Here is a 14,894-nt window from a genome sequence, read left to right as displayed (position 1 = left end):
GAAACTGGAAGCCCCCACCATAAACGGTACTCCGTTTTGGTGGCGGGTACTTCACTCTCAATCTCCCAAATAAATACCCAAACCACGAGCAGTTTTCACTAAAGTATCCTCTGGATTAACAGCTCTATACTGAGCGATCGCCTCAGCAATGGGCACAGCAAAAACTTGGCGATTTTGCCATGTTACCATGTAGTCATATTTACCTTCATCTATGAGGTTTACTGCTGCGACACCAAAGGCACCTGCTACGAGTCGATCTAGTGGTGAAGCGGTTCCACCCCGTTGGATGTGTCCTAAGACTGTGACTCGCGTTTCTGCACCAATGCGATCGCTAAGTTGATCAGCTAAGTATTGACCAATACCACCATACCGAGATTGCCCCAAACGATTTGTCATGGTGAGAGTTTCACCCTCTTGAGTACGAACCGCCTCGGAAACAATAATCAAACAATAGTTTTTGCCTTTGTCTTGACGCTGTTTAATTTTGTGGCAAATGTGGTCAATTGTATAGAGAATTTCTGGAATTAAAATGACATCTGCTCCCCCAGCAATTCCCGCAGCAATGGCAATGTGTCCTGCATCACGACCCATGACTTCTAAAATCATGACTCGACTGTGAGAAGCCGCAGTAAAATGTAATCTATCGAGTGCTTCTGTTGCAATATTAACTGCCGTATCAAAACCAATGGCGTGTTCAGTAATCCCAATATCATTATCAATCGTTTTGGGGATACCCACCAAATTAATACCACCTTGTTGTGCCAAGCGACGGAGAATAGCCAAGCTACCATCGCCACCAATCCCAATCAAGGCATCTAAACCTAGTTGATGGTAGCCTGCAATAATTTCTTCTGAGCGATCGCATACACTGCCATCAGGCATAGGAAAAGCAAAAGGATCGCCTTTGTTGGTGGTTCCTAACATTGTCCCACCAGAAGTTAACAGCGGGTCAACTTGGTCGATTTCCAGTTTTGTAAATTGGGGTGGACGCGCCATTAATCCCAGAGTTGCTTGACGAATTCCCAGCACTTCCCAACCTTTTCCACAAGCACAATGGACAACAGCTCTGATCACCGCATTCAAACCAGAGCAATCTCCTCCACTAGTAAGAATGCCAATACGCTTGCATTTTCCCATATGTTTTTAAAACTTACGCACTATACAAATTCATTTTCGTATGTATTGGCGTAAAGCTCGCCGGGGGAAGTTTCCCTCGGCAGACTTTACGCAAATAGGTCGTTTCAGGTTTTTCGCACACCAGCCAAAATTAACGCGATCGCCTCTTGAGAATGTTGTTCTAACATTGCTTTACTCAAAAGCTTATTGCCTTGAGGATAATGCTGAATATTTCCAATGCCAATAAAGTAGAACAAGCAAGTTCCCATAATATTAATGGCTGATTGGAAGGGATCGAGTTTGCGAAACGCACCTGTGGTGACTCCTCGTTCTAAAATATTGACCAACACTTTGTCAATACTAAGAGAACGACTGCGTTTGTAATATTGTCCTTGGTTTTGCACTGCTTCGTGAAACATAATCATCGGTAACTTGGGATTGCGCGATACACAATCGAGCAATGCTGTGAGAAATGTCTGCAAAGCAGCTTCTGGAGAAAGATGATCTAAATCTAATTGAAGACTTGTTTGCACAAGGTCTGAGTGCGATCGCTCCAACACCGCCTGATACAAACCTTCCTTATCCTTAAAGTAGTAATAAATCATTGACTTTGCCACACCCGTTTTAGCAGCAATTGCTTCTGTCCTGGCGGCGGTTAAACCATGCTGAGCAAACTCCTCTTGGGCTGCTGCCAAAATCATAGCTTGAGTTGCCTCGGCATCTCGGACTTGTTTAGTATTCAAAGACTTTGCAGCTTTTGCTTGACGTGCCACGGTTTTTAGTTCGTCATTAGTTCGTCAACAGAGTTGTCAGTTAGTATAGCCTGTATTGCTTTTGCCGAGTTCATTATAAGCTTTTATCGACCAAAAAGTCAGTTGACAAGAGAGCCAAAAATCTGTTCTGATAGAAATTAATCAACTGACAAGTCGGTCGATTAGAAAAGAAAAATGCAAACAGCAAAGAAAATCATCATTATCGGCGGCGGAATTGGCGGTGCTGCGACTGCACTTGCTTTGCATAGAGCTGGTTTTGAACCAGTTGTCTATGAGCGAACTCCTGAGTTACGGGAAGTAGGGGCTGGTATTGCACTTTGGGCAAATGCGACACACATCTTGAAAAATTTAGGCTTGTTGGAGGAGGCGCTGCAGATTGGTTCTCTCACAACAAACTACCAATTTAATTCGCAAAGCGGCAAGGAGTTGGTTAATATAACCGTTGATACTTTTGAGTTGCCTGTTATTGGAATCCATAGGGCTGAATTACATCAGCTATTGTGGCGTAATGCACCGCATGAAAAATTTGTTTTAGGACAAACCTTTGAGCAATTTGAGCAAGAAGCAGAGAAAGTTCGCGCTTACTTCAGTTCTGGCTTAACAGTCGAGGGTGATGCTTTGATTGGGGCTGATGGTTTGCGATCGCGCGTACGAGCTGCCCTTCTCGGTGATCAACCACCCATCTATCGTAACTTTAAAACTTGGCGTGGTTTAACAGATTACGTTCCTAGAGAATATCGTCCCGGCTACATTCAGGAATTCTTAGGGCGTGGTAAAGGCTTCGGTTTCATGATGCTGGGTAAGGGACGGATGTATTGGTACGCAGCAGCAACTGCACCCTTAGCACAGCCGGATGCCCCAATTCGTCGTAAAAAAGAGCTTGAAACCATGTTTCAAGATTGGTTTGCATCGGTTCCTGAGTTAATTACAACGACGGATGAAGCCAATATTCTGACGACAGATTTGTATGATCGTACCCCGACGAAATCTTGGAGCAAGCAGAATATTACACTGTTAGGTGATGCTGCACATCCAATGCTACCAACTATGGGACAGGGAGCATGTACAGCATTAGAGGATGCTTTTGTAGTCGCTAAGTGTCTGAAAGAGCAAGCAAATCCGACAGCTGCTTTTCAAGAGTATGAGTCCTTGCGGTTTCCTCGCACGAAGTTAATTGTTGAGCAATCCTTGCGCGCAGGAAAAATGGGTGAATTAGATAATCCTTTAGGTGTGACACTACGAAACACATTTATGAAGCTCATGGGTTCAACTATCAGCAACGACTTCAAGTCGCTTCATGCTTACAGAGCTTAATGATAAACAGATGACATTTCAAAAAGCACTATTAATCCTGATTATTCTTCTGTTGCTGAACTCTTTGAGCGATCGCTTCTTCAATGATCCGATGATTCTCTTCTATAGGTTTACCATCTTCAGTAAACATCGACGGATATATAATTGCTTCTGAGTCGGGGGTACGGCGACTAAACAGGATTTCCAATGCTTCTATATCTTCTCGATGAGCTAGCACATATGCCCTCAATTCTTTTGTGGACATCTCTGCAAAATTAGGTTTCATTTACAAATCTCCAAGTTCCATCACGAAATACAAGGATTTGCAGTTCATCACCTGCCAATATAAACACATTGCCAGTTGTGTCACTAAAATGAAATAGCTGAATTTCCCGGTAGAAATTAGACAAGTACTGGCAAATAATCACACACATAAGTGCTTGCCGGGTTGTAGGGTATATATTATTTTCCTCAATTGTGACATAAATAATATTAAGCTTCACAGGGTTAAAAAATCTCGGTTAGCTGACACGCGGTTCATCTGCAAGATGCGTGAATTTTCTCAACAACGCGCTCAATAACATCATTTGGCAAGTCGTCAATCTGCTTTTGTACAGATTTTGAAATAACGATAGTGTAACTCACGATGCTTGATTTGAGCGATTTGCCGAGAAAGTGAGCGCATTTGTTGATAACTCTCCAGACTGGACTTAAATTACAAGTTTTGTGGTTAGAATAACTTTGTGGTTAGAATAACTTAAGAAAGTTGCTACCGAAGTGCATGGACTTTTTAAACGGCGATTTTAAGTCAACATTCGTAGAAGAGTTACAGTCAGGGCTGAATAATACCGAACATGATAACATTCGGAATTCTACCGTATTATCCGATACTATAGAAATTAGAGAAAAAATTATCAGCAAAATTAGTCAATTTTATCAGACAGTTGCTCAACTAGAAAATACTAAACACAAAGATAGTCAAGTTATAGAATCCCTTGACCTTCACTATAGTGAAAGAACAGAAATGGAAGAGACAGTAGAGCTTTTGTGCGAGCAAGTAGAAACTCTCAAGCAGCTGCTGTACCACAAGGAGTTAGAATTGCAAGAGATAGAGCAAGAGTTGCATAATACAAATGAGGATTTGTATGCTGCACTTAAGTCACCGTGGCTAGCACTTGATGAAGCAAAAGAATTAGTGAAAGAAGTTTTGGTCAGTAAAAAGCCTATAGGTGAAACTTTAGCAACACTCTTTAGTACTATCTATAATTCGACTGTCAAACCTGAAGAGTTAGGGCAAATAGAAAAATCAAATTCTATTCAACTTTTGATAAGCGCTCCAGGCAATTGTAGACTTACCAGTAATGAAACGTCTCAAATTAAGATTACGGAGGTGATAAAGCAAGCTCGTGAAATTCGGGCGAAATCTAAAATAATTAGAGAGGAATCTCGTGAAATTCGGGCGAAATTTATAGAGAGCAAAGCTCAGTTCATGGAACTGGGAACTAAATTTGTTGGCTCTCAAGCTTCATTCATGCTGCGTGAGCCTAATTTTAGGAACAGACAAAAGCCGAAAGTAATTGAGCTGGCGGACTAACGTCCGCCAGCTCAATCGCTCGATAAAAGATTTCTCAAAGACTTGGTAGCTTTACCAGAAGATATGCAAGTTCACATTGAACCAATAGTATTTGAAGAAATACAGTCAGACAATCCTTTTGATTTAGGATATCTGGAAAAAATGAAGGAATTGAACAATGGCAACACAAACAGTAACTGTATCTATATGATAGAGTGGAGAAAACTAAGAAAAACATCAAGGAGGTGATTCAGTTTTGGCAGCAAGAACATCTAGCTTTGTTTGCGAAATACCATTAGTAGCGACTTCTAAGGACATAGCCATACTTGCTGTCAGACTGGAAGCAGGAAGGCAGCTTTATAATGCTGTATTGTCTGAAGGTAAAAATAGACTTACTTTAATAAGAAACTCTGAACTTTACCAACAAGCTAAGGCGATTACCAAAACAGATAAAAAATCGCGTTCTACAGCATTCCAAAAAGCTCGTGAAGCTTACAGATTTAGCGACTATGACTTACAAGCTTTTGCTAACAAAACAGCTATTGCAAGTGTTTGGATTAAATCTCACCTTGACGCTAATACCATCCAAAAAATAGCGACTAGAGCTTTTAAGGCTTTGGAACGAATGATGTTTGGTCAGGCGAAAAAAGTCAGATTTAAGCAAAAAGGTCAATTCGCATCTTTAGAAGGCAAAACCAATAAACAAGGTATTCGCTGGACTGGCAAGGCTGTTGAGTGGTCAGGATTAAAACTACAAGCCATCATGACTAACGATCCTGTAATCTTGCACGGATTGAACTCAAAGATTAAATATGTTCGCTTAGTGCGTCGTATTCTCAATCAAAAAAACTATTGGTCTGCTCAACTGGTTTGTGAAGGCAAACCTTATCAAAAACCTAAAAATACTATTGGTGATGGTAATGTAGGTATTGATTTGGGTGTTTCAACTGTTGCAATTGTTGGGGATTCTGAAACAATTTGGACTCCCTTTGTTGTAGAACTAACTTCAAAACAAAAAGAGGTTAGAAAACTCCAGCGTCAGATGGACAGACAACGCCGTGCTGGTAATCCTGATAATTTCAATAGTAACGGCACGCTCAAGAAAGATAAAAAACGCTGGAATAAATCCAACCGATATAAAAAAACTGCGGCTAAAAAACGAGAAATTGAGCGCAAACAAGCCGCTCACCGTAAGTCATTACATGGCAAGCTAGTTAACCAAACATTAAAGCTTGGGTCAAATATCAAAACCGAAAAAGTCGCGGTCATTGCTTGGCAGAAAAAATGGGGTAAGTCTATTGGCGTTAAGTCCCCATCAAGTTTCCAATCCGAACTGAAGCGCAAAGCTGAAAATGCTGGTGGAACAGTTCTAATGTTTTCGACTCGGAAAACCGCGCTGTCTCAAACTTGTTTGTGTGGAAATACGCAGAAGAAGTCACTATCTCAACGTGTGCATAACTGCTCTAAATGTAGTTTGAAAATGCAACGTGATATCTTATCTGCTTACCTGAGTCGTTACGTCGATCCAAAAACAGAAACTCTGTCAATCCAGTTAGCCAGAGATGGCTGGCTAGGGATGGAACAATCCCTGCTGGACGGTTGGCACAATGGATCAAATCAATCTACGAGAACTGCGGCTAGTCCAAAGTCTCCTACTTTCAATAGTGGGACAGAGTGGATGTTCAGCGATTCAATAGCTTGTGAGGAGTCGGAACCTGTAAGGGTAAACGAAACTTACGCAGTGAGTTGGAACCCCCCGGATTTATCCGTGGGGTAGTTCAGTAATTTGTCAGCGTGTAGCTCATCGCAAAGAAATATACAGAATTTTTCCTTAATTCCAGCGTTTTTCAAGTAAATAAACCACAGGTAGGGGCACAGCATACTATGCCCCTACTTTATGGCGATGCTACAGATTCTTCAAATAATCCAGAAGCGCCTCATTCACCAAATAAGTCATTGCCTTACCTTGACGTTGAGAAATTTCCTTCAATCTGTTGTAAACTTCATCCTGAAGGGTGACGCGATGGCGATTTTTGCTTGTTGCTGTTGTCGTGTTGGCGATCGCCACTTCCTGACGTTCACTCTCTTGTGTGATTGGTGCAGTTGTAGAATCTGCCATTGTCTCCACCAAACCATCAGCATCGTCTGTGATTTCTGGGGGCGCTACAGTTTGAGATTCGTACTTGGCTGCAAACTCGCGAATGGCATCAAAACCAACTCTGTCACAAAAATCCCCGAATTGTTCTTCAGGCTGGCGCTGCTGTTTGAAGTATACAAAAATCGGCTCTAGCTGGGTTTCTATATCATTATGGTGCAGCCGCTCCATATAAGGTAACGCCAATCGTGTTTGATTTGGCGAACCTCCCAGCCAAACTTGATAAGATTCAGGAGCACTTCCTACAAAGCCAAGTTCTGCCATGTAAGGACGAGCGCAGCCGTTGGGACAGCCTGTCATTCTTACCACAAAATGCTCATTTTGTAAATCAACTTTATCTAAAAGGGTGCGAATCCGGTCTAAAATTCCTGGAATTGCGCGTTCTGATTCGGTAATCGCCAAACCGCAAGTGGGCAAAGCTGGGCAAGCCATCGCATAGCGTGCGAGAGAGTCAATTTTCTCTGGTTCAAAAATGACGCCGTGACTGCTAAGAATTTCTTGAATCGCTTGCTTGTTTTTTGGTTCAATATCGTAGAAGATGAGATTCTGATTGGGTGTCAGGCGGATAGGCAAGTTGAACTGCTCGACAATTTCCCGCAAAGCGGTTTTGAGTTGAAAGTTGCCTTCATCCTTGATTCGACCGTTGTCGATAGAAATGCCCAGGAATAGTTTACCGTCGCCTTGTTCATTCCAACCGAGGAAGTCATGATATTTAAACTCTGGTAATGGCTTGAAAGGTGCGAGTGATTTGCCAAAGTATTCCTCGACTTGAGAGCGGAACTTATCAACGCCCCAATCGTGGATGAGATATTTTAATCTAGCATGACGGCGGTCAGTGCGATCGCCATAATCTCTTTGAGTCGCAACAATTGCCTTGACAACATCATAAACGTCATCTTTTTCTACATAGCAAATTGGATCTGCGACTCTGGCGAAGGTTTCTTCTTTATTATGTGTTCGTCCTAAACCACCGCCAGCAAAGACATTAAATCCTTCTAACTCGCCCAAGTCATTAGTTATGACAACCAAAGTGAGGTCTTGGCTATACAAATCAATTGAATTATCTCCTGGAACTGTCACACAAACTTTGAACTTGCGCGGCATATAGTAAGTGCCGTAAATAGGTTCTTCCTTGTCATGAAAGATTGTTCCAGTGCCATTTTTTTCTCGCGCCGCTTTTACCTCTGGGTTTTCCTCAGCACTCATTGCCATTTCCCCATCTAGCCAAATTTCGTAGTAGGCACCTGTTTGGGGTGTGAGCAAGTTAGCAATATTGTCAGCATATTCCCAAGCGTACTGATACTCAAGCTTATTTTTAAAAGGTGCTGGAGGTGCCATGACATTACGGTTCAAATCACCACAAGCCCCCAGCGTTGAACCCATATTCTTGACAATAGCGGCAATTGCTGATTTTAAATTTTTCTTCAAAATCCCATGCACCTGAAACCCTTGACGAGTCGTTGCTCTTAAGGTGTGATTACCATATTCATCAGCCAGCTTATCTAAAGTCAGATACAGCTGTGGCGGCACAAATCCACCCGGATTCTTCGTCCTTAACATGAATTGGTAATCTTTTTCCTGTCCTTTGGCTCGATGATCACGGTTATCTTGCTGATAAGAGCCATGAAACTTTAGTATTTGTACAGCATCTTCACTAAAATGAGTTGTATCCTGAAGTATTTCACTAGCCACAGGTTCACGCAAAAAATTGCTGCGTTCCTTTATTGCTTCTACTTTGGAAGGCTTACGGCTTGGAGTTACGGGAGGGGCAGATTTAACCATTGGAGTGGTACAAAGTTTTTTCAAGAAATCATCTCAATGTGCCGAAGCATGTACTTATAAGCACCCTCTCGGCTTATTTATTACCGATAATCCGGTCGGAATTAAGAGCAATTTTATAATTTTAACACGGCAAAAAGCCGGGTTTTTCAGTGATTCACACTTAGATAAACCCAGCAATATTACTTATACTATAGTTATGAGTTATAACGAATCAATTGCCACTTTAAAATAGGCAAATGATTTGTCTATAATTCATGAATTCAAGACAACATAGCTCTTAGGAGCACTTAGTTTAGCTGTATGTTCACCCGACATGAACTACAGCTTTACTTAAAGCGAATGCCAACACCACTATTAATACCGACAGCAGAAGCTGGGCTATTTTTGTAAGCATTGACTCCTACAGTTGCGTTGCTGTAGATGAGGAAGTTTTTAGCAACTTCAGATTCTACCCCAGCGACGACAGCAACTCCGTCTTTGTTACCAGTTGGAGTTGGTTTACCATTGGACTCCACAAACTGGTAACCAACACCCACGTAAGCATTGGTATTCTTAGCAATTCCCACATCTGCAGAGACGTGTGGAATGATCGCACTTGTCTGATCGCCAAAGGTGACTGTACCACGTGCAGACAAAGGAGTATCTCCTAACTTTAAGCGACCTGTTGCATTTCCACCAAATGTCGCTGCATCACCAGCTTGTCCGCCATTGGTTACACCAGCAGAAATACCACCACCGACATAGCTAGCATCAGTCCCGTTTTGCGCTGGTCGAGGAAAAGCAGAAGCTTCACCAGCCGAGAGAAAAATAGGAGCAACGACAACAGAAGACAATGCAGAAATTGTCACAAAAGACTTAAGCAACCGTTTCATAATCTTTACCGATATTTGGTAGGTATTGATTTTAAATAAATGTCGAAAAAATCACTACAATGTTCCAGGATTTTTCTAAAAAAGTTTCCTTATCTGTTGTTATTAATGCAGAAGATATCAAGTAAATTCTTTCTAAAAATAAGACATTTCTAATTACAGACTATCTTTTTTTGTTCCGGAAATTTCTTTGAAAAAGTAGACAGTTATTTGACTGTCACATAAGTCATTATTTAGTGAGTCACTTTTGATTAAGGATTGCAGTACATACAGTGTGCTGGGTCTGCCTTTTCTAATCCATCTGGAAATAACTTCTCTTTAGAAAATCCACATTTTTGACATTTATATATTGCTGCAATACTGAATTGTGTGGGTGCGTGACAATACGCGCAAGGCAATCCTTTGATTGTTTGAACTAATTCAAAACCGGGACAAGAACAGTTGGGACAAGCATGATTTATTTTTCTGACTAAGTCATGAGTTGCTTTTGCAATATTATTCATCCTTGTGGGATTATATAAAGCCCGCATATCCGTTTCTATATAAACCTTGCCATTTTTGGAATTGTTTAAAGCAAATTGAACTGCTTTTATAAGTTTCTCTCTAGTCTTGATACCTTTGATAATTTCATCTTGACTTCTGGGTGAGGAACTCAGCATGACGACTAAAGCGTGTTCGGGAAAGCCAATTGCATCTGCAAAATCTTGTGCTTCTTCTAAACTGTTCACAATCCTATGATTGAAGTTAGTTGCAGTCGAAATTTCTTGACCAATAACTTCTAGTTCATTTGTTTTGTCTAATAAGATAACAACTTCTCGATTACAAGGAAGAAATGGGCTACTAGGGTGAGGACCAAATGTACCTTCACTAGCTATTGCTAAAGTTTCACTTGTCATCGCTAATGCTGTTTCTGCTTTTACCCTTGCTGCTTCGATTTGCGTTCCTACCCGTTTAATTTCCCTCGTAAATGTACCAAAACGGTCAGTATCAAAATCTTTTGGAACTAGAACTTTTATCCCTAACTCTTGTTCAAGGATAGGAGCAATGACCTTCTCCTTATGATGCATTGTCGCTAATACTGCTACTCGATTGGTAAAAAGAGGATGGTAATTCATAACTCTTTACAATTCCTCAGAAGAACATAAACCAGAGAGCACTCTTGTTTTGAAGAAAGTGACGAAATATTAGATTCTGCTGTTGATTTTATAGTGATTGAGTGAAATTTGAAATCTTCTTTATGAACTACCTACGGACTTCGCTTCGCTAGTCGTACGGTTTCTTGCGTCTCCATTGCTTCACTTTCCTAAATCCTCCACAATCTTGTGTGATTTTAGAAAGAGGTTCGGCATCCACGCTTAAGAGGCTAGTTCCTAACCCCTGTGCCCTTGCGGGGAAGACCTCCGGTCTCGCTGCGCTAACGCCAGTTGCTGCAAACTGTAGATTTAGCTTTGGCTTGCGAGAAACGATCCGTTCTGTAATCTTTGTTAGAACAAAACTGGAAGTGCTTTAAACCCATGCACATCAGCAGAAGCAACAAGCTCTAATTTTGCATTGGGTTCAATTCGCAGATTGGGCAATCGTTCCAGCACTGTACTTAGCCCAATTTTTGCTTCCAGGCGAGCCAAGGGCGCACCCAAGCAGAAGTGAATGCCATTGCCAAAGGCAACGTGTTCATTTGGATCACGATCAATCACAAACTTATCCGCCTCCTCAAACTGCTGTTCATCTCGATTTGCCTCGCCAAGGCAGACTCGGATCAATTGTCCTGCTGGAATGATTTGGTTGCTAATTTGGGTTTCAACCTTTGTAAAGCGAGGAATGATTTGGGCAGGTGAGCGATAACGCAGTACCTCTTCAATTGCTAGTGGCAGGAGGGACGGCTCATTTTGCAATTGTTTGTATGCTTCTGGGTATTCATGGAAGCAAACGATCGCATTAGCAAGTAAATTTGTCGTCGTTTCATGACCTGCTACAAGTAAGACAATACAAAAATCCACAAGTTCTTGAGCGGTGAGTTTGTCACCTCCTTCATGAGCAGCAATCAAATCACTAATCAAATCTTTGCCTGGTTTGCCTTGCCGTTGTTGCAGCAGTTGGCGGAAGTAATCACCCATCGCTTGGTAAGCCGTCAGGTCTTCTGCAATAATGCCATTTGACCAGCGTTTAAAATCTTCGCGTTCCTCAATGGGAACTCCAAGAATCTCGGCAATGACAATCACGGGGAAAGGACTACTGAAATCATGAATAAAGTCCATCCGTCCTTGTGCTTCAACACGATCAAGCAGTTCATGAGTCATCTCTAACATGCGGGGAGCGAGTAACTCTACCCGCCGCTGTGTGAACACCTTTGCGACTAAAGTACGGAGTGAGTGATGCTTAGGTGGATCGGTGAAGTTAAGGCTTTGAGTGAAGTCTGTTTGCTCTGGTGGATGAGGCACTTTAGAGGAAAAAGTGTGCCAGTCGCTGAGAATTTGCTTCACGTCTTCATATCTAAACACCGTCCAAGCCTGATGTTCGGGATGATACAAGATGGGTGATTCTTGTCGCATTTTGGCGTACCAAACATGGCGATCGCCAGCAAGTTGAAAAATACGCTTTTGGTCGATTACCTGGTGATTCAATTGCATAAAATATCTCCTTGTTAAACAAAAAAATTGCAGGTCAAATTAACCAGATGAGTGCAACATCCAGTAACGTTCATTGGTTCTGTCACTCGCTCCGCTCAAACTCAAAGTTCAAAATGGACGCAGTCCATTTTGAACTTTGAATTGTTTTGTCATCGGCTGTATCAACAAATAATTGTGAAATAATTGTGATGAAAATCTTTACTCAGGTTTTCGTGTCATTGCTAACAGCGATTGGACAACTTGAGTGCGTAAGGGTTCATCCGGCGATCCTAGCTTAAAGACTTCAGAGAACCACAAACCGTCGATTGCTAACTGAATGATGGTTGCTGTCCGGGGATTGAGTCCATCCGTTTTTAAACGCTGTCGCCACCGCTGTTCATAAGCTTCAGCACATTCCAGTAACTCAGGCTTATCAACCCCGATAGATGAGAGCCGTGCAATCAGTGCTAGTGATTGTTTGCTTATCCTTAGAGTCGCTTGAATGTAAGCTCTGAGCCATTGTCCTGGTGTACCCGGTGCATCATCGCGATCAAACTCCTCTTGCAAGGCTGTTTCAAAATCCTGAATGAGTTGCTCAACCATGCCTACAATTAAGACATCTTTGTTGGGGAAATGATAGAGCAATCCGCCTTTGCTGACTCCTGCTTGATGAGCCACCGCATCTAGGGTTAATGCCTCGACTCCTTTGTCAAGGATAACCTGAGTTGCTGCTCGTAGCAGCGTCTCACGAGTCAATGATCGTGCTTTTGACTTATTGGTAGGAACCATAAGAACAGGTGGGTAAGTGAGACAGAGTTTAAAGCAACATACCATCCATCTAGAATTTTTACCGTCTGGACGGTATATAAATTATGATATTTACTGTACCGTCCAGACGGTATTTAGTCAAGAGCGATAAGCCGGAGCTTGATAGCATGTGCGTATCGCGCAGAACGAAAAACTACTAATAGTTGAAATCCCCGGCTATGAAACTATCGCAGTCGCTCAGTTTCATAGCCGGGGGATGAGTTTATTGCCTTGACTACATTTCAAACATTCTGCTATATAAAACCTAGACAAACCTAGACTTGACTTCTTGTTTCATCGGGAGCATAGGAGCGGTTATCCCTCAACAAGCATTCACGCCAAAGCCCTGCGCGATAAGTTAATTGCAGCGTTCAAATCCCTGTCTAACGTGTGTCCGCATTTATCGCAAACGTACACGCGCTCACTTAACGACAGAGATTCTTTTTTGTGCCCGCAAGAACTACAAATTTTAGATGATGGATACCATCTGTCTGCGACAATTAAAGTACAACCGTACTTTTTGCACTTGTATTCTAGCTGTCGCTTAAACTCATAAAAACCACAATCAGCAATAGATTGTGCGAGCTTATGATTTTGCATCATGCCCGAAACACTCAAATCTTCAATCACTATTACGGCGTGGTTTTTGCATAAGTGATTGGTTAGTTTGTGGAGCGAATCCTTGCGGATATTTGAGACTTTGGCGTGATGCCTTGCTAACTTGATTTTTGACTTATGGCGATTGCTGCTGCCTTTTGCTTTTTGGGCATGGGCTTTAGACAATCGCTTAAGTTTTTGAATGTTTTTCTTGTAGGCTTTAGGGTTGGCAAACACTACACCAGTACTTAACGTGGCTAGTTCTTTCACCCCAACATCTACGCCTACGACTTCATGAGTCGAATGAGATTCGACACAATCTACTTCGTACGCAAATGCTATGTACCACTCATCGGCTATCCGAGATATTGTTAATTTGGTAGTCGTTGTAGTAGTCGTCCCCTCGTAAGTTTTCACCCATCCAATCGTCGGTAACTTAACACTTGTACCGCCCATCGGCATCGGTTTTCCACTGGCGTCAATCGTAAAGGAATCGTTGATGCCCTTGTTCTTAAACTTCGGATATCCAGCATTACCTTTAAAGAATCGGTCGAAAGCCGCACCTAATTGGTCGAAAGCATATTGAGTGATTTTCTGACAAATTCCTTTCTCCTTAATCCACTCTAACTTGGTTTTTACCGAGTGATTAAAAAACTTTTTAAGAATGAATTTGTTAGGCTTATACCCATGTTTATATAAACTACCCCAGGTAGCCAGACCCCAGTTGGTAGAGTCGAGAGGAGGTATTATCCTCCGTCCCTCTCTGGCGCGATCCGAGCGTGCCCATTTCTGTGCACTCGGCTCCCGATGTTCTAGGGTTTCCCCTTGCCCATGTGGATGTAATCGTGACAGCTTTCATGTACCGCTAGAAGGTTTTTGGTTTTCCAGTTGTTATGATTGCCGTCCACGTGGTGCAGATGTACTCGTTCTTCACTGAGTATCTTTAACCCACAGTGTCCGCATGTATGGTGTTGCCGTTTTAAGGCAATAGAACGGTTTCACCATCGTAGAGCTTGCTATTGCGCTCGCTCCAGTACGGTATGTCCGCATCAAAGGGTGATTTATCCCCTGTGACATTGGTGAATCTGTTTTCGGAGTAAGGAACTGCTGGGAATGCCTTTTCTATTAGTTTCCTGCTAGATTTTCGGTCGTTCTTTGCTTCCTTATTAAATACCTTGAATGCTCTGTGGTTGATGTGCCATAGTGAAAACCGTGCTCCATCCATACTACAGAAGCGGTGGTAGTTTCTCCACCCTCTAACTAGTGGTGCAAGCTTTTCTGCTTTCACCTCAGACCCATAGTCGGGTAAGGTGTTGGTGTCGC

At 42.2% G+C, this 14,894-nt stretch carries 12 protein-coding genes and 1 pseudogene; 3 read left to right on the top strand and 10 right to left on the bottom strand.

The features are described 5' to 3' along the window. Positions 1–57 precede the first annotated feature (57 nt). The gene (locus DP117_RS28985; RefSeq protein WP_169221662.1) at positions 58–1,137 is read right to left on the bottom strand and encodes an ATP-dependent 6-phosphofructokinase; all 1,080 of its coding nucleotides are present in this window, start codon (positions 1,135–1,137) and stop codon (positions 58–60) included. A gap of 104 nt (positions 1,138–1,241) precedes the next feature. After that, positions 1,242–1,889 carry a TetR/AcrR family transcriptional regulator gene (locus DP117_RS28980; protein WP_169221661.1) on the bottom strand — a complete coding sequence of 216 codons (648 nt, stop codon included), beginning with the start codon at positions 1,887–1,889 and terminating at the stop codon, positions 1,242–1,244. A 174-nt stretch (positions 1,890–2,063) separates the two neighbouring features. On the opposite strand from DP117_RS28980, the gene DP117_RS28975 reads away from it, so the two are divergent. After that, positions 2,064–3,203, top strand: coding sequence for an FAD-dependent monooxygenase (locus DP117_RS28975; protein ID WP_169221660.1), 1,140 nt, complete (start codon positions 2,064–2,066; stop codon positions 3,201–3,203). Positions 3,204–3,234: 31 nt separating this feature from the next. Here the strand turns inward: DP117_RS28975 and DP117_RS28970 are convergent, their stop codons facing one another. Then, entirely contained in the window at positions 3,235–3,468 is a 234-nt protein-coding gene (locus DP117_RS28970) for a hypothetical protein (protein WP_211176406.1), read from the bottom strand. Positions 3,469–3,963: 495 nt separating this feature from the next. Between DP117_RS28970 and DP117_RS28965 the strand changes: the two genes are divergently transcribed. Next, positions 3,964–4,776, top strand: coding sequence for a hypothetical protein (locus DP117_RS28965; protein WP_169221659.1), 813 nt, complete (start codon positions 3,964–3,966; stop codon positions 4,774–4,776). 235 nt (positions 4,777–5,011) lie between these two features. Further along, positions 5,012–6,532: an RNA-guided endonuclease TnpB family protein gene (locus DP117_RS28955; protein ID WP_248277875.1), complete on the top strand. Its 1,521-nt coding sequence runs from the start codon at positions 5,012–5,014 to the stop codon at positions 6,530–6,532. Between the two features lie 129 nt (positions 6,533–6,661). Here DP117_RS28955 and sir read toward each other — a convergent pair whose 3' ends face one another. The 7 genes and pseudogenes from sir to DP117_RS28920 form a co-directional block, all read right to left on the bottom strand. Further along, complete coding sequence (gene sir, locus DP117_RS28950) at positions 6,662–8,692, bottom strand: sulfite reductase, ferredoxin dependent (protein WP_169221658.1); 2,031 nt, start codon at positions 8,690–8,692, stop codon at positions 6,662–6,664. A 326-nt stretch (positions 8,693–9,018) separates the two neighbouring features. Further along, on the bottom strand, positions 9,019–9,564 hold the full coding sequence (locus DP117_RS28945) for a hypothetical protein (RefSeq protein ID WP_169221657.1): 546 nt from the start codon (positions 9,562–9,564) through the stop codon (positions 9,019–9,021). A gap of 248 nt (positions 9,565–9,812) precedes the next feature. Further along, positions 9,813–10,676, bottom strand: a complete 864-nt coding sequence (locus tag DP117_RS28940) for a DUF6671 family protein (RefSeq protein WP_169221656.1) — start codon at positions 10,674–10,676, stop codon at positions 9,813–9,815. Positions 10,677–11,045: 369 nt separating this feature from the next. Beyond that, entirely contained in the window at positions 11,046–12,188 is a 1,143-nt protein-coding gene (locus DP117_RS28935; RefSeq protein WP_169221655.1) for a cytochrome P450, read from the bottom strand. A gap of 198 nt (positions 12,189–12,386) precedes the next feature. Beyond that, positions 12,387–12,923: a TetR/AcrR family transcriptional regulator gene (locus DP117_RS28930; RefSeq protein ID WP_169221654.1), complete on the bottom strand. Its 537-nt coding sequence runs from the start codon at positions 12,921–12,923 to the stop codon at positions 12,387–12,389. 384 nt (positions 12,924–13,307) lie between these two features. Continuing rightward, positions 13,308–14,288, bottom strand: a complete 981-nt coding sequence (locus DP117_RS28925) for a transposase (protein WP_248277876.1) — start codon at positions 14,286–14,288, stop codon at positions 13,308–13,310. 95 nt (positions 14,289–14,383) lie between these two features. Beyond that, positions 14,384–14,894: pseudogene (locus DP117_RS28920) on the bottom strand (group II intron maturase-specific domain-containing protein); the annotation flags it as partial.

This window comes from Brasilonema sp. UFV-L1, from assembly GCF_012912105.1.
In the GTDB taxonomy this organism is placed as follows: domain Bacteria; phylum Cyanobacteriota; class Cyanobacteriia; order Cyanobacteriales; family Nostocaceae; genus Brasilonema.
This window is presented reverse-complemented; position numbering and strand designations above follow the sequence as displayed.

What these genes read in the sequence shown, in the direction of transcription:
- DP117_RS28970 (WP_211176406.1), bottom strand. Translation starts at nt 3,468, where the DNA reads ATGAAACCTAATTTTGCAGAGATGTCCACAAAAGAATTGAGGGCATAT.
- DP117_RS28965 (WP_169221659.1), top strand. Translation starts at nt 3,964, where the DNA reads ATGGACTTTTTAAACGGCGATTTTAAGTCAACATTCGTAGAAGAGTTA.
- DP117_RS28975 (WP_169221660.1), top strand. Translation starts at nt 2,064, where the DNA reads ATGCAAACAGCAAAGAAAATCATCATTATCGGCGGCGGAATTGGCGGT.
- DP117_RS28945 (WP_169221657.1), bottom strand. Translation starts at nt 9,564, where the DNA reads ATGAAACGGTTGCTTAAGTCTTTTGTGACAATTTCTGCATTGTCTTCT.
- DP117_RS28940 (WP_169221656.1), bottom strand. Translation starts at nt 10,676, where the DNA reads ATGAATTACCATCCTCTTTTTACCAATCGAGTAGCAGTATTAGCGACA.
- sir (WP_169221658.1), bottom strand. Translation starts at nt 8,692, where the DNA reads ATGGTTAAATCTGCCCCTCCCGTAACTCCAAGCCGTAAGCCTTCCAAA.
- DP117_RS28985 (WP_169221662.1), bottom strand. Translation starts at nt 1,137, where the DNA reads ATGGGAAAATGCAAGCGTATTGGCATTCTTACTAGTGGAGGAGATTGC.
- DP117_RS28935 (WP_169221655.1), bottom strand. Translation starts at nt 12,188, where the DNA reads ATGCAATTGAATCACCAGGTAATCGACCAAAAGCGTATTTTTCAACTT.